General features: G+C 64.0%; 17 protein-coding genes. 16 read left to right on the top strand and 1 reads right to left on the bottom strand.

What is annotated here, in order from left to right; genetic code table 11:
- Positions 1-59: 59 nt before the first annotated feature.
- Positions 60-695 carry an outer membrane protein OmpA gene (gene ompA, locus CCX87_RS08150; RefSeq protein ID WP_087745383.1) on the bottom strand — a complete coding sequence of 212 codons (636 nt, stop codon included), beginning with the start codon at positions 693-695 and terminating at the stop codon, positions 60-62.
- 224 nt (positions 696-919) lie between these two features.
- Between ompA and gyrA the strand changes: the two genes are divergently transcribed.
- From gyrA to CCX87_RS08070, 16 genes are all read left to right on the top strand, one after another.
- Positions 920-3,592: a DNA gyrase subunit A gene (gyrA, locus tag CCX87_RS08145; RefSeq protein WP_087745381.1), complete on the top strand. Its 2,673-nt coding sequence runs from the start codon at positions 920-922 to the stop codon at positions 3,590-3,592.
- Between the two features lie 110 nt (positions 3,593-3,702).
- Positions 3,703-4,812 (top strand): 3-phosphoserine/phosphohydroxythreonine transaminase, encoded by a 1,110-nt coding sequence (gene serC / locus CCX87_RS08140; RefSeq protein ID WP_087745379.1) that lies wholly within the window; start codon positions 3,703-3,705, stop codon positions 4,810-4,812.
- 42 nt (positions 4,813-4,854) lie between these two features.
- Positions 4,855-5,952, top strand: a complete 1,098-nt coding sequence (gene pheA / locus CCX87_RS08135) for a prephenate dehydratase (protein ID WP_087745377.1) — start codon at positions 4,855-4,857, stop codon at positions 5,950-5,952.
- A gap of 9 nt (positions 5,953-5,961) precedes the next feature.
- On the top strand, positions 5,962-6,834 hold the full coding sequence (locus tag CCX87_RS08130; protein WP_087745375.1) for a prephenate dehydrogenase: 873 nt from the start codon (positions 5,962-5,964) through the stop codon (positions 6,832-6,834).
- A gap of 131 nt (positions 6,835-6,965) precedes the next feature.
- Entirely contained in the window at positions 6,966-8,996 is a 2,031-nt protein-coding gene (locus CCX87_RS08125; RefSeq protein ID WP_087745372.1) for a bifunctional 3-phosphoshikimate 1-carboxyvinyltransferase/cytidylate kinase, read from the top strand.
- A gap of 65 nt (positions 8,997-9,061) precedes the next feature.
- Positions 9,062-10,888, top strand: coding sequence for a 30S ribosomal protein S1 (gene rpsA, locus CCX87_RS08120; RefSeq protein ID WP_255378693.1), 1,827 nt, complete (start codon positions 9,062-9,064; stop codon positions 10,886-10,888).
- A gap of 38 nt (positions 10,889-10,926) precedes the next feature.
- A complete protein-coding gene (locus CCX87_RS08115; RefSeq protein WP_255378694.1) occupies positions 10,927-11,274 on the top strand; it encodes an integration host factor subunit beta in 348 nt (115 codons plus the stop codon).
- A 154-nt stretch (positions 11,275-11,428) separates the two neighbouring features.
- Positions 11,429-11,743, top strand: a complete 315-nt coding sequence (locus CCX87_RS08110) for a LapA family protein (RefSeq protein WP_087745366.1) — start codon at positions 11,429-11,431, stop codon at positions 11,741-11,743.
- The gene (gene lapB / locus CCX87_RS08105; protein ID WP_087745364.1) at positions 11,733-12,890 is read left to right on the top strand and encodes a lipopolysaccharide assembly protein LapB; all 1,158 of its coding nucleotides are present in this window, start codon (positions 11,733-11,735) and stop codon (positions 12,888-12,890) included. Before CCX87_RS08110 ends, lapB begins: the two co-directional genes overlap by 11 nt.
- Before the next feature lie 80 nt (positions 12,891-12,970).
- On the top strand, positions 12,971-13,285 hold the full coding sequence (locus CCX87_RS08100; RefSeq protein ID WP_087745363.1) for a ComEA family DNA-binding protein: 315 nt from the start codon (positions 12,971-12,973) through the stop codon (positions 13,283-13,285).
- Positions 13,286-13,414: 129 nt separating this feature from the next.
- On the top strand, positions 13,415-16,366 hold the full coding sequence (locus CCX87_RS08095) for a monovalent cation/H+ antiporter subunit A (RefSeq protein WP_087745361.1): 2,952 nt from the start codon (positions 13,415-13,417) through the stop codon (positions 16,364-16,366).
- Positions 16,366-16,731, top strand: coding sequence for a Na+/H+ antiporter subunit C (locus CCX87_RS08090; protein ID WP_087745359.1), 366 nt, complete (start codon positions 16,366-16,368; stop codon positions 16,729-16,731). Before CCX87_RS08095 ends, CCX87_RS08090 begins: the two co-directional genes overlap by 1 nt.
- 70 nt (positions 16,732-16,801) lie before the next feature.
- Positions 16,802-18,535, top strand: coding sequence for a monovalent cation/H+ antiporter subunit D (locus tag CCX87_RS08085; protein WP_087745357.1), 1,734 nt, complete (start codon positions 16,802-16,804; stop codon positions 18,533-18,535).
- Positions 18,532-19,020, top strand: a complete 489-nt coding sequence (locus CCX87_RS08080) for a Na+/H+ antiporter subunit E (protein WP_087745355.1) — start codon at positions 18,532-18,534, stop codon at positions 19,018-19,020. Before CCX87_RS08085 ends, CCX87_RS08080 begins: the two co-directional genes overlap by 4 nt.
- The gene (locus CCX87_RS08075; RefSeq protein WP_087745353.1) at positions 19,017-19,298 is read left to right on the top strand and encodes a K+/H+ antiporter subunit F; all 282 of its coding nucleotides are present in this window, start codon (positions 19,017-19,019) and stop codon (positions 19,296-19,298) included. Before CCX87_RS08080 ends, CCX87_RS08075 begins: the two co-directional genes overlap by 4 nt.
- Positions 19,295-19,666 (top strand): monovalent cation/H(+) antiporter subunit G, encoded by a 372-nt coding sequence (locus CCX87_RS08070; RefSeq protein ID WP_087745351.1) that lies wholly within the window; start codon positions 19,295-19,297, stop codon positions 19,664-19,666. Before CCX87_RS08075 ends, CCX87_RS08070 begins: the two co-directional genes overlap by 4 nt.
- Positions 19,667-19,760 lie beyond the last annotated feature (94 nt).

Here is a 19,760-nt window from a genome sequence, read left to right as displayed (position 1 = left end):
AAAAGCACAGACGTAAAAAAGGCCCCGAAATCGGGGCCCTTTTTTGAGCAATCTGAAGATTACTTGGAAGCGCGGGTGCCGACCACTTCGATTTCGACGCGACGGTTCTTTGCGCGACCTTCTTTGGTCTTGTTGTCAGCGACAGGCTGCTTTTCGCCTTTGCCTTCGGTATACACACGGTTCTTTTCGATGCCCTTGGAGACCAGATAGGCCTTCACGGCTTCGGAACGACGTACGGACAGCTTCTGGTTGTAGGCATCGGAACCAACGGAGTCGGTGTGACCCACGGCAATGATGACTTCCAGGTTGATGTCCTTGACCTTGGAGACCAGATCATCCAGCTTGGCCTTGCCTTCGGGCTTCAGAACAGACTTATCGAAGTCAAAGAAGGCGTCGGCAGCGTACGTCACCTTGGTGGCCACAGCGGGTGCTGGAGCGGGAGCGGGAGCAGGTGCAGCAGCAGCGGGAGCAGCAGCAGGTGCGGCAGCAGCCGGAGCAGCAGCCAGAGCACCGTCGCATCCTGGAGCGGCCGTTGCGGGCGTCCAGTTGGCATCGCGCCAGCAGTATTCATTGGTGCCGTTTTTCCAGACCAGCTCGTTGGAGCCATTCTTCCAGTTGTCAACGGTTTGGGCGCCAGCGGCGGTTGCGAGCGCTGCGGAGGCAAACAACATCGCCACTTTGTTCAGTTTCTTCATGGTTCTCCTCTTGGGGAAAAAGCCGCAGCCGCGCTGCGAATCAGGACGTCATCGGTGACCATCACCAAAAACGTTCAATCGATTGTGCCATACGTAACAGGGCAAGTGAGGGTGCGGCAGTTAAGGTTCCGTAGGACAAAAGCGCAATTGCCACGATGTGTTGCTAAGCCGCTACATGCACTTACCCCTAAAATGGCTCTCCTTTGCTGTCACCGCCGCCCCCAATGACCCAGTTTGCCAAAGAAACCCTGCCCATCAGCCTTGAAGAGGAGATGCGGCGCAGCTATCTCGACTACGCCATGAGCGTGATCGTGGGGCGGGCCTTGCCCGATGCGCGGGATGGCCTCAAGCCAGTCCACCGACGCGTGCTCTTTGCCATGCATGAGCTCAACAACGACTGGAACCGTCCTTACAAGAAGTCGGCCCGCATTGTGGGCGACGTGATTGGTAAATACCACCCGCACGGCGACTCGGCGGTGTACGACACCATCGTGCGCATGGCCCAGGATTTCTCACTGCGCCATATGTTGGTGGACGGCCAGGGCAACTTCGGTTCGGTGGATGGCGACAGTGCCGCCGCCATGCGGTACACCGAAATCCGCCTGGCGAAAATCGCGCACGAGATGCTCGGCGATATTGACAAGGAAACGGTTGATTTCGGCCCCAATTACGACGGCAGCGAAAAAGAACCATTGGTATTGCCCAGCAAGTTGCCCAATTTGCTGGTCAATGGCTCGGCCGGTATTGCGGTGGGCATGGCCACCAACATCCCGCCCCACAACCTCAATGAAGTGGTGGATGCCTGCCTGCACATGCTGCGCAACCCGGAAACCACCATCGACGAGTTGATGGAGATCATTCCGGCGCCCGATTTCCCAACGGCCGGCATCATCTACGGCATCAATGGCGTGAAAGACGGCTACCGCACCGGCCGCGGCAAGGTGGTGATGCGTGCGCGCTGCCACTTCGAGGACATTGACCGTGGCCAGCGCCAGTCCATCATCGTGGACGAGCTGCCCTACCAGGTCAATAAGAAGACGCTGCAGGAGCGCATGGCCGAACTGGTGCATGAGAAGAAGATCGAAGGCATCAGCCACATTCAGGACGAATCCGACAAGTCGGGCATGCGCCTGGTGATCGAACTCAAGCGCGGTGAAGTGCCTGAAGTGGTGCTGAACAACCTGTACAAGCAAACGCAGTTGCAGGACACCTTTGGCATGAACATGGTGGCGCTGATCGACGGTCAGCCGCGCCTGTGCAATCTCAAGGACCTGATCAGCGTCTTCCTGCAGCACCGCCGCGAAGTGGTGACCCGCCGCACCGTGTTCGAGCTGCGCAAGGCGCGCGACCGCGGCCATGTACTCGAAGGCCTGGCCATCGCCTTGGGGAATATTGACGATTTCATCCGCATCATCCGCGAGTCACCCACGCCACCCGTGGCCAAGGCCGAACTGATGACGCGCTCCTGGGACAGCAAGCTGGTGCGCGAGATGCTCACGCGCACGCGCGCCGACGGCGGCGTGATCAACGCCGACGACTACCGCCCCGAGGGCCTGGAAAAGGAATTCGGCATGGGCCAGGACGGCCTGTACCGCCTGTCGGACACGCAGGCCCAGGAAATCTTGCAGATGCGCCTGCAGCGCCTGACCGGTCTGGAGCAGGACAAGATCGTGGCCGAGTACAAGGAAGTCATGGCGGTCATTGAAGATCTGCTGGACATTCTGGCCAAGCCCGAGCGCGTATCGGTCATCATTGGCGACGAACTTACCGCCATCAAGCAGGAATTCGGCCAGCACAAGCTGGGCGCACGCCGCAGCGTGGTGGAGTACAGCGCCCAGGACCTCTCCACCGAAGACCTGATCACGCCCACCGACATGGTGGTTACGCTGTCTCACACCGGCTACATCAAGAGCCAGCCGCTCTCCGAATACCGCGCGCAAAAGCGTGGCGGGCGCGGCAAGCAGGCCACGGCCACCAAGGAAGACGACTGGATCGACCAGCTCTTCATCGCCAACACGCACGACTACATCCTGTGCTTCTCCAACCGCGGCCGCCTGTATTGGCTCAAGGTGTGGGAAGTGCCTGCGGGTTCGCGCGGCTCGCGCGGCCGCCCCATCGTCAATATGTTCCCGCTGCAAGAGGGCGAGAAGATCAACGTGGTGCTGGCCCTCACCGGCGACATGCGCACCTTCCCGGCCGACCGCTACGTGTTCATGGCCACCAGCATGGGCACCGTGAAAAAGACGGCGCTCGACGAGTTCAGCCACCCGCGCAAGGGCGGCATCATTGCCGTGAACCTGGACGACGGCGACTACCTGATTGGCGCAGCCCTCACCGACGGCAAGCATGACGTGATGCTGTTCAGCGACGGCGGCAAGGCCGTGCGCTTTGATGAAAACGACGTGCGGCCACTGGGGCGCGCTGCGCGTGGTGTGCGCGGCATGATGCTGGAGGAAGGCCAGAGCGTGATCGCCATGCTGGTGGCTGAAGACGAAACCCAAAGCGTGTTGACCGCTACAGAAAACGGCTACGGCAAGCGCACCAGCATCACCGAATACACCCGCCATGGCCGCGGCACCAAGGGCATGATTGCCATCCAGCAGAGCGAGCGCAACGGCAAGGTGGTGGCCGCCACACTGGTGCATGCCGACGACGAGATCATGCTGATTACCGACAAGGGCGTGCTGGTGCGCACCCGCGTCTCGGAGATCCGCGAACTGGGCCGTGCCACACAGGGCGTCACACTGATTGCCCTGGACGAAGGCTCCAAGCTCAGCGGCCTGCAGCGCATTGTCGAAAACGATGCGAACATGGCCGACGAGCAAGCCAATGGTGAATCGGGCACGGACAGTGGCGCAACCGCTGCGCCCGAAACCCCGGATACGCCAGACGCTTGATCCCCCCCGTATCGCACAATTCGCACGATTCGCACGCCACCAGCGCTATTAAAAACGAAGCTGCTCGCGCTTATCCAGTAAGCGCTAGCGGCCTTTTTTATCAAAACTCGATGACACGCCCGTACAACTTCTCGGCCGGCCCGGCCGCCATTCCCACCGAAGTCCTGGAACAGGCTGCGGCCGAAATGCTGGACTGGCAGGGCAGCGGCATGGGCGTGATGGAAATGAGCCACCGGGGCAAGGAGTTCGTATCCATTTACGAACAAGCGGAGTCCGACCTGCGCGAGTTGCTGGCGGTGCCCGCCAACTTCAAGATCCTGTTCATGCAGGGTGGCGGCCTGGCAGAAAACGCCATCGTGCCGCTGAACCTGTCGCGCGCCGGGGCCGTCGATTTCGTGGTGACCGGCAGTTGGAGCCAGAAGTCGCAAAAAGAAGCGCGCAAATATGCATCCGAAGTCAACGTGATCGCGTCCGGTGAAGACAGCGGCTTCACCACCCTGCCCGATCCTGCGGGCTGGACGGTCAGCCGGGGGGCAAGCTATCTGCATATCTGCAGCAACGAAACCATCAACGGCATCGAGTTCCACCAGTTGCCCGACCTGAAGGCGCTGGGCAGCGACGCCCCGCTGGTGATCGATTTTTCGTCCCATGTGGCTTCGCGCCCCGTGGACTGGTCGCGCGTCGGCCTGGCCTTTGGCGGTGCCCAGAAAAACCTGGGGCCCGCAGGCCTGACGCTGGTGGTGGTGCGCGAAGACCTGCTGGGCCACGCCCTGCCGGCCTGCCCCAGCGCGTTCGACTACAAAACCGTGGCCGACAACCATTCCATGTACAACACGCCGCCCACCTGGGGCATCTACGTGGCGGGTCTGACCTTCCAGTGGCTCAAGCGCCAGCGCGAGGGCAGCCACAGCGGCGTGGCGGCGATGGAGCAGCGCAACATCGCCAAGGCCCGGCTGCTGTACGACGCCATTGACCAGTCGCAGTTCTATGTCAACAAGGTGGCGGCCAACTGCCGCTCGCGCATGAACGTGCCGTTTTTCCTGCGCGACGAAAGCCGCAACGAGGCCTTCCTGGCGGGCGCCAAGGAGCGTGGACTGCTGCAACTCAAGGGCCACAAGTCGGTCGGCGGCATGCGCGCCAGCATCTACAACGCCATGCCCCTGGCAGGTGTGCAGGCGCTGGTGGACTACCTGCGAGAATTTGAACAAAAAAACGCCTGAACGCCCGTTCAGCCGCACGCTCCGCGAACGCCACAGCCATTCATGAACCATCCGCAAGCCTCCCCCAACCTCGCCAGCCTGCGCGTGCAGATCGACAACATCGACCAGCAACTGCTGACACTGCTGAACCAGCGCGCGCTGGTGGCCGAGCGGGTGGGCGAAGTCAAAAAGCGCGAAGGCACACCGTTCTTCCGCCCCGATCGCGTGGCGCAGGTGATCGAAAAGATCCAGACCGCCAACCCCGGACCGCTCAAGGGCGCCCATGTGGCGGCCATCTGGCGCGAAATCATGTCGGCCTGCCTGGCGCTCGAATCGCCCCAGCGCGTGGCCGTGCTGGGCCCGGAAGGCACGTTCTGCGAGCAGGCAGCGATTGAATTTTTCGGCGGCGCCGCCGACCTGATGTACTGCGCCAATTTCGACGAGGTGTTTCACGCCACGGCGGCGGGCAGCGCGCAGTATGGCGTGGTGGGCGTAGAAAACTCCACAGAAGGCGTGGTCACCCGCTCGCTCGATATGTTCCTGCACACGCCCACCCATGTGGTGGGCGAAGTCAGCTTGCTGATCCGGCACAACCTGCTGCGCCAGAGCAACTCGCTGGATGGCATCGAAGCCGTGCTGGCCCACCCCCAAGCCCTTGCGCAGTGCCAGGCCTGGCTGACCAAGCACTTGCCCCACGCCGAGCGCCGCCCCGTCTCCAGCAATGCCGAAGGCGCGCGGCTGGCCGCCACCAACCCGGCCTGGGCAGCCCTTTCCAGCGAGCGCGCAGCCCAGCAGTTCGGCCTGCACATCGTGGCCCATGCCATCCAGGACGATGCCTACAACCGCACGCGGTTCGCCATCATCTGCCTGCCCCACACGCTGCAGACACCGCCGCCCTCGGGCAAGGACTGCACCAGCCTCATCGTGTCCGTCCCCAACCGGCCCGGCGCCGTGCACGACCTGCTGATGCCGCTCAAGACCCATGGCGTCTCGATGACACGCTTTGAATCGCGCCCTGCCCGCACCGGCCAGTGGGAGTATTACTTCTACATCGACCTCGACGGCCATCCCGCCCAGCCCCATGTCGCACGGGCACTGGAAGAATTGCGCAGCCTGTGTGCGTTCTACAAGGTGCTGGGAACCTACCCGGTCTCAGCCTGAGGAGCCGGCATGTTTGAACAACTCGGACTGATCGGTTGCGGCCTCATGGGAGGCTCTTTTGCGCTGGCAATGAAAAAAGCCGGCCTCGTCAAACGTGTGGTCGGCTACAGCAAATCCCCCTCCACCACCGACCGTGCCCGCCAGCTGGGCGTGATCGATGTCGAGGCCCCTTCGGCCCTGCTGGCCGTGGCGGGGGCCGACATTGTGCTGCTGGCCGTGCCGGTTGCGGCCACGGAAGCCACGCTCAAGGCCATCAAGCACCTCGTCACGCCGCAGATGCTGGTGATGGACGTGGGCTCCACCAAGGCCGACGTGGTGCAGGCGGCCCGGCGCTCGCTGCGCGACCAGCTGGGCTCGTTCGTGCCCGCGCACCCGATCACCGGGCGCGAAGTATCGGGCGTGGAACACGCCGATGCCGAGCTGTACAGCGGCCGCCAGGTCATCCTCACCCCCATCGAGCGAACGCTCACAGCGCAGCTGCAAAAAGCCGAGGCGGTGTGGACGGCGCTGGGTTGCCGGGTGAGCAGCATGTCGCCTGAATCGCACGATGCGGCCTTTGCCGCAGTCAGCCACCTGCCGCACCTGCTGGCGTTTGCCATGATGAACAGCATCACCGGTCAATCGAACGGCGACGATTTCCTGTCGCTGGCGGGCCCGGGCTTTCGCGACTTCACCCGCATCGCTGCCAGCGACCCCAAGATGTGGCGCGACATCCTGCTGTCCAACCGCGAAGAATTGCTTGCCCAGTCACGCCTCTTCCAGCAGGCCCTGCACAGCTTTGAGCAGGCCATGGAAAACGGCGATGCACAGCGCCTTGAAGACATGCTCACCTTGGCCAGCGAAACCCGTGCCCACTGGCGCATGGGCGCCAAGAGAAAATAACCCCCTGAGTCGCCTGCGGCGCCTTCCCCCAAGGGAACGCCACCCGTGGCCTGGCAAAGCCAGCTCCACGGTGGCACTGGCCAAGAACACGCCGGCGCACACACCATGGGCCCAACCGAAAAACCACACCGATGTACAGCACCGCATTCTTGGATCTGCCGCCCCTGCAAGCCGCGTCCGGCGAAGTCCACCTGCCCGGCTCCAAGAGCATCTCCAACCGCGTGCTGCTGCTGGCAGCCCTGAGCGCCGGCACCACCACCGTGCACGACCTGCTGGCCTCCGACGACACCCGGGTCATGCTGGACGCCCTGCGCCAGATCGGCTGCACGGTGGATGAAACGGGTGGCAACACCGTGCGCATCACCGGCCTGGGTGGACGCGCCCCCCAATCGCCCACTCAATTGTTCATGGGCAACGCCGGCACCGCCATGCGCCCGCTGACGGCGGCGCTGGCGCTGCTGGGCGGCGAATTCGAGCTGTCCGGCGTGCCGCGCATGCACGAGCGCCCGATTGGCGACCTGGTCGATGCGCTGCGCCAGCTCGGTTGCCAGATCGACTACCTGGGCAACGACGGCTACCCGCCGCTGCGCATCGCGCACGCCCAAGGCGTTCCGGCATTGGCGCTGGCCGCACCGATCCGGGTGCGCGGCGATGTGTCCAGCCAGTTCCTCACCGCCCTGCTCATGGCACTGCCGCTGGCGGCCACGCAGGACATCGTGATCGAGGTCGTGGGCGAGCTGATCTCCCAACCCTACATCGCCATCACCCTCCAGCTGCTGGCGCGCTTTGGCATCGTGGTCGCGCACCAGAACTGGCAACGTTTCACCATCCCGGCCGGCAGCAAATACCAGTCGCCTGGCAGCATTCATGTGGAGGCCGATGCCTCATCAGCTAGCTATTTCATAGCGCTTGGCGCAATAACATCAAGCGCTAGTGGCCAAAAAGGCATCAAAATTCAGGGCGTCGGCCTGGATTCGATCCAGGGCGACATCCGCTTTGTCGAAGCAGCCCGCGCCATGGGCGCCGTGGTCACGGGCGGCCCCAACTGGCTGCAGATCGAACGCAGTGCATGGCCCCTCCAGGCCATCGACCTGGACTGCAACCACATTCCAGATGCCGCCATGACATTGGCCGTGATGGCGCTGTACGCCGAAGGCACCACCACGCTGCGCAACATTGCCAGCTGGCGCGTGAAAGAAACCGACCGCATCGCCGCCATGGCGACCGAGCTGCGCAAACTGGGCGCCACCGTGGAGGACGGTGCGGACTTCATCCGCATCACCCCGCCGGCACGCGGAGAAGATTGGAAAGCCGCCAGCATCCACACCTATGACGACCACCGCGTCGCCATGTGCTTCTCGCTGGCGGCATTCAATCCGGCAGGCCTGCCCGTGCGCATCGAGGACCCGAAGTGCGTCGCCAAGACCTTTCCGGACTATTTCGAGGCCCTGTTCTCGGTGGCCCAGGTTGCCAGCACACGCATTCCGGTGATCTGCATCGACGGCCCCACCGCCTCGGGCAAGGGCACGGTGGCGGCGGCCGTGGCGCAGCGGCTGGGGTACCGATTCCTGGACTCTGGCGCCATGTACCGCATCACCGCGCTGGCCGCATTGCGGGCTGGCCTGGCCATCGATGCGGACCACGAAGCGCGCATTGCCGCCATGGCCCAGACCCTGCCCGTGCGCTTTGAAAGTGACCGCGTGTGGCTCGGCAGCGACGACGTGACCGATGCCATCCGCACCGAAGAAGCCGGCATGAACGCGTCCCGCGTGTCCGCCTTGCCGGCCGTGCGCGCCGCTCTGGTGGATCTGCAACACAGCTTTCGGCGCCTGCCAGGGCTGGTAGCCGATGGCCGCGACATGGGCACCGTGATCTTCCCGGACGCCCCTTTGAAGGTGTATCTGACGGCCAGCGCCGCCTGCCGCGCCGAGCGCCGTTACAAACAATTGATTTCAAAGGGTTTTTCGGCTAATATCGAAGACCTTCGCGCAGATCTTGAAGCGCGCGACGCAAAGGATACTTCCCGCAGCGTCGCACCCCTCAAGCCCGCGCAAGACGCTCTGGTCCTGGACAACTCCACCTTGACGATTGATGAAGCCGTCAATCAGGTGTTGTCTTGGTGGCAAGAGCGCCAGCCTTTCGCAGCCTCTGCGCAAGGCTGAAACGTGCGGGGCCCTTATTAAAATTTTGGCCCCCGGGCAAAGCCGAAAGGCGCTGCCACAGGCCCATGCAACCCTTCTCGCGCGCCAGCGCACAGGTTGCCTGGATCGATAACCTAACCCGCGGTGCTACCGCAAAAACCACCGCAAGCAGCTATAAAAACGACAGCAACGGTGCTGCCGGAATCCTGTTTGTGGCAAGGAAACACATGTCCGAATCTTTTGCCGCCCTTTTTGAAGAATCCTTGCAGCGCACGGAAATGCGCCCAGGCGAAGTCATCACCGCTGAAGTCGTGCGCGTCGAGCACAACTTCGTGGTCGTGAACGCTGGCCTCAAGTCCGAAGCCTACGTGCCGCTGGAAGAGTTCAAGAACGACAAGGGCGAAGTCGAAGTCCAAGTGGGTGACTTCGTCTCGGTGGCCATTGGCTCCATCGAAAACGGCTACGGCGACACCATCCTGTCGCGCGACACCGCCAAGCGTCTGGCTTCCTGGATGAGCCTGGAAAAGGCCCTGGAATCCGGCGAATTCGTCACTGGCACGACCAGCGGCAAGGTCAAGGGCGGCCTGACCGTTCTGGTCAACGGCATCCGCGCCTTCCTGCCCGGTTCGCTGATCGATACCCGTCCGATCAAGGATCTGACGCCGTACGAAAACAAGACCCTGGAATTCAAGGTCATCAAGCTCGATCGCAAGCGCAACAACGTAGTGCTGAGCCGCCGCGCTGTGGTCGAAGCCTCCATGGGCGAAGAGCGCGCCAAGCTGATGGAAACCCTCAAGGAAGGCTCCATCGTTCAAGGCGTGGTCAAGAACATCACCGAATACGGTGCGTTCGTGGACCTGGGCGGCATCGACGGCCTGCTGCACATCACCGACATGGCATGGCGCCGCGTGCGTCACCCCTCCGAAGTGGTGACGGCTGGCCAGGAAATCACGGCCAAGATCCTCAAGTTCGACACCGAAAAGAACCGTGTCTCGCTGGGTCTGAAGCAAATGGGCGACGACCCATGGATGGGCGTGAACCGCCGCTACCCGCAATCGACCCGCCTGTTCGGCAAGATCACGAACATTGCCGACTACGGCGCGTTCGTCGAACTCGAACCCGGCATCGAAGGCCTGGTGCACGTGTCTGAAATGGACTGGACCAACAAGAACATCGCTCCTTCCAAGCTGGTCACGCTGGGCGACGAAGTCGAAGTCATGGTCCTCGAAATCGACGAAGACAAGCGCCGTATCAGCCTGGGCATGAAGCAGTGCAAGGCCAACCCATGGCAGGAATTCGCCCAGGAAACCAAGCGCGGCGACCGCGTCAAGGGTCCTATCAAGTCGATCACCGACTTTGGCGTGTTCGTGGGCCTGGCTGCCGGCATCGATGGCCTGGTGCACCTGTCCGACCTCTCGTGGAACGAAACCGGCGAAGCCGCGGTTCGCAACTACAAGAAGGGCCAGGAAGTGGAAGCCATCGTGCTGGCCGTGGACGTGGACCGCGAACGCATCTCGCTCGGTATCAAGCAGCTCGACGGCGACCCGTTCACCACCTTCGTGACCGTGAACGACAAGGGCCAGACGGTGACCGGCAAGGTCAAGACCGTGGACGCCCGTGGCGCTGAAATCGACCTCGGCGAAGACATCGTGGGCTACCTGCGCGCTTCGGAAATCTCCCGCGACCGCGTGGAAGATGCCCGCAACGTGCTCAAGGAAGGCGACGAAGTCACCGCTGTGGTGGTCAATGTGGATCGCAAGACCCGCAACATCCAGCTGTCGATCAAGCAAAAGGACATGGCTGACGAACAAGGCGCCATGGCCAACCTGAGCCAGCAGTCGAGCCGCGAAAGCGCCGGCACGACCAGCCTGGGCGCCCTGCTGCGCGCCAAGCTGGACAACTCGGAAAAGTAAAGCGCTGACCCGTTAAACGGTCAGACAGCGGGCGCCTTGTGCGCCCGCTTTTCTTTGAGAAGCCTATGCCCCAAGACTCCATGACCCGCTCAGACCTTGTTGAAGAACTGGCCGCCCGCTTTGGTCAACTCACCCACCGCGATGCCGAATTCGCCGTCAAGACCATTCTGGACGCCGTGGGCGATGCCTTGGTGCGCGGGCACCGCATCGAAATCCGGGGCTTTGGCAGTTTCTCGGTGAACCACCGCCCACCCCGCATGGGTCGAAATCCGCGCAGCGGTGAAGCGGTAGCCATTCCAGAAAAGCGCGTGCCGCATTTCAAACCAGGAAAGGCCCTCCGGGAAGCCGTGGACCAGCGAACGACAGAGCTGGAAAAGGGTCTTTGAAGATAGTCGCTTCAATTTTGATAGCTGCCAGCGTTTTAAAAACAACGAGCAGCGGCGTCAAGCAAACGTGACCAGCAAATGACCTGCGCCACGCACTCCTGCGTCCGGGTTCTGTGGCCAAGCTCTTAGAATCTTTCCACCACCGGGGAGCACCATGAAATACCTCCTGTGGCTGCTCAAGGCAGCCATTTTTTTTACGCTGTTTGCGTTTGCGCTGAACAACCAGCAAGACGCCACCGTGCATTTTTTCTTTGGCACGCAGTGGCGGGCGCCGTTGGTGCTGGTGGTGCTGACCGCCTTTGCTGCCGGCCTGGCGGTGGGCGTTCTGGGCATGGTGCCCCGCTGGTGGAAGCACCGCCGGGCCGCGCGCCGCGCCGATGTATCCGCAAAACTGTCGCCCACACCCGCAGCGCCCGCGCCTGCCGCCCCGCCATCCCCCGCCGAAATACTGCCCCCTCATGGAATTTGATATCAGCTGGATCCTGCTGGGCTTGCCCCTGGCCTTTGTGCTTGGCTGGCTGGCGTCGCGCTTTGACCTGCGCCAGCTGCGTGCGGAAAACCGCCGGGCCCCCAAGGCCTATTTCAAGGGGCTGAACTTTCTGCTCAACGAGCAGCAGGACCAGGCCATCGATGCCTTCATCGAAGCGGTACAGAACGACCCCGACACCTCTGAACTGCACTTTGCCCTGGGCAACCTGTTTCGCCGCCGGGGCGAATACGACCGTGCGGTGCGGGTGCACGAACACCTGCTGTCGCGCGGCGACCTGTCCCGCGCCGACCGGGAGCGCGCCCAATACGCGCTGGCGCTCGACTTTCTGAAAGCCGGCCTGCTCGACCGGGCCGAAGCGGCGCTGAGCCAGCTGGAAGGCACACCGTTCGAGAGCCAGGCCCGGCTTGCCTTGCTGGCCATCTACGAGCGTTCGCGCGACTGGCCCCAGGCGGCAGGCATTGCCCGCAAGATGCACGATGCCCGGCAAGGAGACTTCAGCACCCGGCAGGCGCATTACCTGTGCGAACAGGCGCAAACCTGCATTGCCAACGACGACCGCACCGGCGCGCTGGCCTTGCTGAACCAGGCCGTGGAGACGGCGCCCGACGCAGCACGCGCCCGCATCGACCTCGCCCGGCTGCAGCAGCGGATGGGCGACAGTCGTGCGGCCCTGGGCACACTGCAGGCACTCAGCCGGCAGTCTCCGGTCGCGCTGCCCCTGGCCGCCCCCTTGATGGTGGAGGCGGCCATCGCAGCGGGCACGGTGCCAGAGATGCAGGCACTGTTGCAAGCGCATTACGCCGAGGCGCCTTCGCTGGATGTTCTGGAAGGCATCGTGGCCTTGCAGGCCCTCGATACCCAGGCCCCAGCCACAGCGCGGCAGTGGTATGTCCGGCATCTGGACAAGGAAAAATCCCTGGTGGCGGCCGCCAAATGGCTGGCAGGAGAAAAACTGGAGCACGAAGAGTTCCATCCCCAGGTGCAGCGGGCACTGGACCATGCCGTCAAGCCGCTCACGCGCTACCGCTGCGCGGCCTGCGGCTTCGAGGCCCGCCAGCATTTTTGGCAATGCCCGGGCTGCCAGACCTGGGACAGCTACCCCGCGCGCCGGGTGGAAGAGCTCTGAACCGGGCAGGCAGGTCGGGGGTGATTGCTATGATGACCGCGCGGCGTCATCGTGCCGTTTCATCCATCAGGAGTTCATTCATGCTGAAAAAATTTCTGGCCATTGTTGCCATGCTGTATGCCGCTGCCTCGTTTGCAGCGGTCGATGTGAACAAGGCCACCGCCGCTGAGCTGGACGGCATCAAGGGTATCGGGCCAGGCCTGTCCGGCAAGATCATTGATGAACGCAAGCAAGGCGCTTTCAAGGACTGGAACGACTTCATCCAGCGGGTGCGCGGTGTGGGCGACGCGAACGCCAGCAAATTTTCTGCCGAAGGCATGACGGTGAATGGCCGCAGTTTCAATGCCTCAACTGCAGCTCCCACGCCAGCTGCCCCAGGCGCTCCCAAAAAATAAGCGCTCCAGGCACACGCCAAGCCCGCTGCGGCGGGTTTTCTTTTTGGCACTCGCTCGGCGGGCAAAAGCCCGAGCCCGAATGGTCTTTTCCCATGACGGCAGCAGACCGGCCCGTAAAATTATTGGCGCATGCCCCTGATCACCCTCATTCTTCTTCCCTTCATGGGCAGCTTCCTTGCTGCGGTATTGCCTTCGAATGCCCGCAACACCGAATCGACCGTGGCGGGGCTGATTGCCCTGTTCTGCACCGTGCAGACCGCGCTCTACTTTCCCCAGATCGCCAACGGCGGCGTGCTGCGCCAGGAGATCGAATGGCTGCCTGCACTGGGGCTGAACCTGGTCATCCGCATGGATGGCTTTGCCTGGATGTTCTGCATGCTGGTGCTGGGCATCGGCGCACTGGTGGTGCTGTATGCGCGCTACTACCTGTCGCCCGCCGACCCGGTGCCGCGCTTCTTCGCGTTTTTTCTGGCTTTCATGGGCGCGATGACCGGTGTGGTGCTGGCGGGCAACATCATCCAGCTGGCGTTCTTCTGGGAGCTGACCAGCCTGTTCTCGTTCCTGCTGATCGGCTACTGGCACCACCGGCGCGACGCACGGCGCGGCGCACGCATGGCGCTCACCGTGACCGGCACGGGCGGCCTGTGCCTGCTGGGCGGCATGCTGGTCATCGGCCACATCGTGGGCAGCTACGACCTCGATCATGTGCTCGCAGCCGGCGAGCAGGTGCGCAACCATCCGCTGTACCTCACGGCCCTTGTTTTGCTGCTGCTGGGCGCCTTCACCAAGAGCGCGCAGTTTCCATTTCACTTCTGGCTGCCCAATGCCATGGCCGCGCCCACGCCCGTTTCGGCCTATCTGCACTCGGCCACCATGGTGAAGGCCGGGGTGTTTCTGCTGGCCCGCATGTGGCCCGTGATGGGTGGCACCGAGCCCTGGTTCTGGCTGGTGGGCGGCGCGGGCCTGGCCACGCTGCTGGTGGGCGGTTATGCGGCGATGTTCCAGAACGACCTCAAGGGCCTGCTCGCCTATTCGACCATTTCGCATCTGGGCCTCATCACCCTGCTGCTGGGCCTGAACAGCCCGCTGGCCGCCGTGGCCGCTGTCTTTCACATCATGAACCACGCCACCTTCAAGGCGTCGCTGTTCATGGCCGCCGGCATCGTGGACCATGAAAGCGGCACGCGCGACATCCGGCGCCTGTCCGGGCTGCGCACCATGATGCCGGTCACTGCCACGCTGGCCATGGTGGCCAGCGCCGCGATGGCAGGCGTGCCGCTGCTCAACGGTTTCCTGTCCAAAGAGATGTTCTTCGCCGAGACGGTGTTTGTGGACGCCACGCCGCTGGTGGGTTTCGTGCTGCCCATTGCCGCCACCGTGGCGGGCATGTTCAGCGTGGCGTATTCGCTGCGCTTCACGGTCGATGTGTTCTTTGGCCCACCGGCTACCGACCTGCCTCGCACGCCGCACGAGCCACCGCACTGGATGCGCGTGCCGGTCGAATTGCTGGTGCTGGCCTGCCTTGTGGTGGGCACGCTGCCGGCGTGGTCCGTGGGCCGCTTTCTGGATGCGGCGGCAAGGCCCGTGGTGGGCGGAGAGCTGCCGGCCTTCAGCCTCGCGGTGTGGCACGGCTTCAACACGCCCTTCGTCATGAGCCTGCTGGCCCTGGGCGGAGGCATCGTGCTGTATCTGGCGCTGCGGGCGCTGCGCTCCGCCGGCCAGGTGGATGCGCCGCCGCTCATGCACCACATCCAGGGGCGGCGCCTGTTTGACGGGGGCCTGGCCCTTTTCACGCACATGGGGCGCAACGGCCGGCGCATGCTGTCCACCCAGCGTCTGCAGTGGCAGATGCTGTGGCTGGTGAGCGCGGCGCTGGCCGCTGGCGCCTTGCCGCTGTGGAGCCAGGGTGTGCAGCTGGGCCAGCGCAGCATGCTGCCGCTGTCGCCCGCGTTCGTGCTGCTCTGGGCCGTGGGCATGGTCTGCGCGGTGGCGGCCGCCTGGCAGGCCAAATACCACCGCCTGGCAGCGCTCACACTGGCGGGGGGAGCAGGGCTTTGCACCTGCATCACCTTTTTGTGGTTTTCGGCACCCGACCTGGCACTGACACAGATCGTGGTCGAGATCGTGACCACGGTGCTCATCCTGCTGGGCCTGCGCTGGTTGCCCAAACGCGACGAAACCCTGCGTATTGCCACCTCTGCCGAGCAGGCCACCACCCGCTGGCGCCGCCAGCGCGACATGGCGCTGGCGCTGGCAGCCGGCGGCGGCATGGCCTGGCTGGCCTTTGCCATGATGAGCCGCCCCTTTCCCGACAGTACGTCCACCTTCTTCCTGGAAAACGCCTTGAGCCAGGGCGGCGGCACCAACGTGGTCAACGTGATGCTGGTGGATTTTCGCGGCTTCGACACCTTTGGCGAAATCGTGGTGCTGGGCGTGGTGGCCCTCACCGTGTATGCGCTGCTGCGGCGCTTTCGCCCCGCGCGTGAAACGATGGACCTGCCCGAGCAGCAGCGCAATTTGCCCGCCGACCTGCAGACCGACCTGCTCAATCCACGCCATGCCACCGACACCGCCGTGGGCTACCTGATGGTGCCGGCCGTGCTGGTGCGCCTGCTGCTGCCCTTTGCCACCGTGGTGGCGTTCTACCTGTTCATGCGCGGGCACAACGAGCCCGGTGGTGGTTTTGTGGCGGGGCTAGTGGTAGCGGTGGCGCTGCTGCTGCAATACATCATCTCGGGCACGCACTGGGTCGAGGCCCATATGCCGCTGCTGCCCCGGCGCTGGATCGGCACCGGCCTGCTGTTCGCCCTGGCCACGGGGCTCGGCGCGATCGTGGTGGGCTACCCGTTTCTCACCAGCCACACCTTCCACCTCACGTTGCCGCTGCTGGGAGATATCCATGTCGCCAGCGCCATGTTCTTTGACATCGGCGTGTTCACGCTGGTGGTGGGATCCACCTTGCTCATCCTCACGGCCATTGCCCACCAATCGGTGCGCGGCCACCGCTACCACGCCCGCCTGGCCGAAGAAGCGGCCGAGCGCGATGCAGCCCACACACCCCCACAGGAGGCCACCCGCTGATGGAAATCGTTCTGGTCATCGCCATCGGCGTGCTCACGGGTTCGGGCGTGTGGCTGCTGCTGCGCCCACGCACCTTCCAGGTCATCATGGGGCTGTCGCTGCTGTCGTATGCCGTCAACCTGTTCATCTTCAGCATGGGCCGCCTGGGCCTGGCGATCGACAAGGAGCCGGTGCTGCGGCCCGGCCTGCCGCACGATCTGGCGCACTATGCCGACCCCATGCCGCAGGCGCTGGTTCTCACCGCCATCGTGATCGGCTTTGCCATGACGGCCCTGTTCCTGGTGGTGCTGCTGGCCTCGCGCGGCATGTCGGGCACCGACCATGTGGACGGCAGCAGCGCCCGCGAACTGCAGGAGATGCCATGAGCACACTGCTGCATTCCCCGCACGCTCGGCGCCCTGCCCGCGCCGCCGCGCCACGCACCGGGGCCGCCCCATGACCGAAGGCCTGACCGCACTGGTGGTGCAAGCAACCTCGGCACTGATGCCGCACCTGATGCTTGCACCCATCGCCCTGCCCCTGTTCACGGCCGCACTCATGCTGCTGATGCGGGAGGAGCAGCAGCGCCTGAAGCTCACCCTCAGCGTGCTGTCCACCGCGCTCGGGCTGCTGGTGGCGCTGGCCCTGTTGCTGTGGTCCGACCAGCCCGGTGCCACCAGCAGCATGGGCGTGTACCTGGCGGCCAACTGGCAGGCGCCGTTCGGCATCGTGCTGGCCCTGGACCGTCTCTCGGCCATGATGCTGGTGCTGACCAGCGTGGTTGCCCTGGCCTCCATCGTGTTTGCGGGGGCCCGCTGGCACCGTGCGGGGGTGCATTTCCATCCGCTGTTCCAGTTCCAGCTCATGGGCCTGGCGGGCGCCTTTCTCACAGCCGATCTGTTTAACCTCTTCGTGTTCTTCGAGATCATGCTGGCCGCGTCCTACGGCCTGCTGCTGCATGGCTCGGGCCGGCCGCGTGTGCAGGCGGGGCTGCACTACATCGCCATCAACCTGGCAGCGTCCTCGCTGTTCCTGGTGGGCGTGTCGATGCTGTACGGCATCACCGGCACGCTGAACATGGCCGATCTGGCGCAGACCATTCCGCTGGTGGCCGCGGCCGACCGCGGCCTGCTGCACGCGGCCGCCGCCATCCTGGCCACGGCATTTCTCATCAAGGCCGCCGTGTGGCCGCTCAACTTCTGGCTCGTGCCGGCCTACAGCGCCGCCACAGCGCCGGTGGGCGCGCTGTTTGCTCTGATGACCAAGGTGGGCATCTACACCATCCTGCGGCTGTGGACGCTGTTGTTCAGTAGCGAGGCCGGCGCCTCGGCCCTGTTCGGCAGCCTGTGGCTGATCGTCGGCGGCATGCTGACCATGGGCTTTGGTGCCGTGGGCATGCTGGGCTCGCAGCGCCTGACGCACCTGGCCGGGTTTGCGGCCATCCTGTCGTCCGGCACCCTGCTGGCCGCGGCGGGCTTTGGCCAGAACCTGCTCACGGCCGGGCTGCTGTACTACCTGCCCAGTTCCACGCTGGCCGTAAGCGCCCTGTTCCTGACTGCTGACCTCATTGACCGCTGGCGCAACGACGGCGCCAGCTACGCGCCGTTCGAGCGAAGCGACAACGCCCCCTTCCTCAACGCCGAGCTGGTTCCCACCGAGGGGCTGAACCTCGACGAGGACGAAGAAGTGCTGATCGGCCGTGTGATCCCCGCCGCCGCCGCCCTGCTGGGCCTGGCCTTTCTTGTCTGCACGCTGGTGATTGCCGGCCTGCCACCGCTGTCGGGCTTTGTCGGCAAGTTCGCCATGCTCAGCGCCCTGCTCAACCCGCTGGGCCTGGCCTCTTCGGCAGGAACGCAGCCGGGCGCGCCGGGTTGGATACTGTTTGCCCTGATGATTGCCACCGGCCTGCTGGCGCTCATTGCCCTCTCGCGGGCCGGCATCCGCCATTTCTGGGCCACCCATGAACGCGTTGCACCACAGCTGCGTGTGCTGGAGGGCCTGCCCATCGCCGCCCTGCTGGCCCTGTGCATTGCACTGACCGTGATGGCCGGGCCCGTGATGCGGTTCACCCAGGCCACGGCCGACGCCCTGCACTCGCCGGGCACCTACATCCGCGCCGTGATGCAAGCAAAGCCCGTTCCCGGCCCAGTCACACCGGACCGTGCCAATCGGCCCCAGGAGGCCCCATGAAGCGCCTGTTGCCCGCCCCTCTGCTGTCGGTTGCACTGTTCTTGCTGTGGCTGCTGCTCAACCAGTCGCTCAGCCCCGGCAACCTGGTGCTGGCGCTGTTGCTGGCTTGGCTGATTCCGCTGTTCACGCGCGGGCTGCGGCCGTTGCCGGTGCGCATCCGCCGCCCCGGCACCGTGCTGCGGCTGGGCTTCACTGTGATGGCCGACACGGTGGCATCAAACATTGCCGTGGCGCGCCTGCTGCTTTCTCCACGGCCACCGCGCCATGGCGCCAACTTTGTGCTTATTCCGCTCGAACTGCGCGACCCCAATGCGCTGGCCGTGCTGGCCATGATTGTCTGCATCACCCCCGGCACGGCCTGGGCCGAGCTCTCGCTGGACCGCTCCATGCTGATGCTGCACGCACTGGAGGTGGACGACCCGCAGACACTGATCGACCACGTCAAGCAGTGCTACGAGCGGCCGTTGATGGAGATTTTTGAATGAACCACCCCGTTCTTTCCTGGGCGCTGCCCATTGCCCTGTGCATGCTGGTGCTGGCCATGGTGTTTGCCCTGGTGCGGCTGCTCAAGGGCCCCTCGGCACAAGACCGCGTGCTGGCACTCGACTGCATGTACCTCAACGGCATGCTGCTGGCGCTGGTGCTGGGCATTCACTATGGCAGCAGCGCGTATTTTGAGGGGGCGCTGCTGATCGCGCTGTTCAGCTTCGTGGGCACCACGGCCATGGCCAAATTTCTGCTGCGCGGCGAGGTGATCGAATGACCGACGCTGCGCTGCCGCTGTGGGCAGAAATCACCATTGCAGTGCTGGTGCTGGCGGGAGCGGCGATTGCGCTGCTGGGCTCGTGGGGGTTGCTGCGCCTGAAAACCTATTTCGAGCGCGTGCACGCACCATCCATCATTGCCACCATGGGCTGCTGGTGCATCATGCACGGCACCATCGTGTACTTTTCCCTGCAAGGAGAGGGCCTGGCACTGCACGCCCTGCTGATCGCGCTGTTCGTGGCCATCACGGTGCCCGTGACCAACATCTTCCTCATGCGCGCCGCCCTGTTCCGCGCGCGGCGCGCGGGCAGCAATGTGCCCCCCAGCCTGAGCCGCAGCACGGCATCGGTCGAGCGAGATTCGTGATGGATTATTGGGCACATTCGCGCCCGTGTTCACTCCTGAATTTATAGCTTCTAGCGCTTTACCATCAAGCGCTAGCGGCACATTTCATTCATAT

It is taken from the genome of Acidovorax sp. T1 (assembly GCF_002176815.1).
GTDB lineage: Bacteria > Pseudomonadota > Gammaproteobacteria > Burkholderiales > Burkholderiaceae_C > Acidovorax.
Note: the sequence above shows the minus strand (reverse complement) of the source record. Positions and strands in the feature narration are given on the sequence as shown.

Excerpts from the sequence above, each read along its gene's own strand:
- ompA (WP_087745383.1), bottom strand. The coding sequence starts at position 695 with ATGAAGAAACTGAACAAAGTGGCGATGTTGTTTGCCTCCGCAGCGCTC.
- gyrA (WP_087745381.1), top strand. The coding sequence starts at position 920 with ATGACCCAGTTTGCCAAAGAAACCCTGCCCATCAGCCTTGAAGAGGAG.
- serC (WP_087745379.1), top strand. The coding sequence starts at position 3,703 with ATGACACGCCCGTACAACTTCTCGGCCGGCCCGGCCGCCATTCCCACC.
- pheA (WP_087745377.1), top strand. The coding sequence starts at position 4,855 with ATGAACCATCCGCAAGCCTCCCCCAACCTCGCCAGCCTGCGCGTGCAG.
- CCX87_RS08130 (WP_087745375.1), top strand. The coding sequence starts at position 5,962 with ATGTTTGAACAACTCGGACTGATCGGTTGCGGCCTCATGGGAGGCTCT.
- CCX87_RS08125 (WP_087745372.1), top strand. The coding sequence starts at position 6,966 with ATGTACAGCACCGCATTCTTGGATCTGCCGCCCCTGCAAGCCGCGTCC.
- rpsA (WP_255378693.1), top strand. The coding sequence starts at position 9,062 with ATGCAACCCTTCTCGCGCGCCAGCGCACAGGTTGCCTGGATCGATAAC.
- CCX87_RS08110 (WP_087745366.1), top strand. The coding sequence starts at position 11,429 with ATGAAATACCTCCTGTGGCTGCTCAAGGCAGCCATTTTTTTTACGCTG.
- lapB (WP_087745364.1), top strand. The coding sequence starts at position 11,733 with ATGGAATTTGATATCAGCTGGATCCTGCTGGGCTTGCCCCTGGCCTTT.
- CCX87_RS08100 (WP_087745363.1), top strand. The coding sequence starts at position 12,971 with ATGCTGAAAAAATTTCTGGCCATTGTTGCCATGCTGTATGCCGCTGCC.
- CCX87_RS08095 (WP_087745361.1), top strand. The coding sequence starts at position 13,415 with ATGCCCCTGATCACCCTCATTCTTCTTCCCTTCATGGGCAGCTTCCTT.
- CCX87_RS08090 (WP_087745359.1), top strand. The coding sequence starts at position 16,366 with ATGGAAATCGTTCTGGTCATCGCCATCGGCGTGCTCACGGGTTCGGGC.
- CCX87_RS08085 (WP_087745357.1), top strand. The coding sequence starts at position 16,802 with ATGACCGAAGGCCTGACCGCACTGGTGGTGCAAGCAACCTCGGCACTG.
- CCX87_RS08080 (WP_087745355.1), top strand. The coding sequence starts at position 18,532 with ATGAAGCGCCTGTTGCCCGCCCCTCTGCTGTCGGTTGCACTGTTCTTG.
- CCX87_RS08075 (WP_087745353.1), top strand. The coding sequence starts at position 19,017 with ATGAACCACCCCGTTCTTTCCTGGGCGCTGCCCATTGCCCTGTGCATG.
- CCX87_RS08070 (WP_087745351.1), top strand. The coding sequence starts at position 19,295 with ATGACCGACGCTGCGCTGCCGCTGTGGGCAGAAATCACCATTGCAGTG.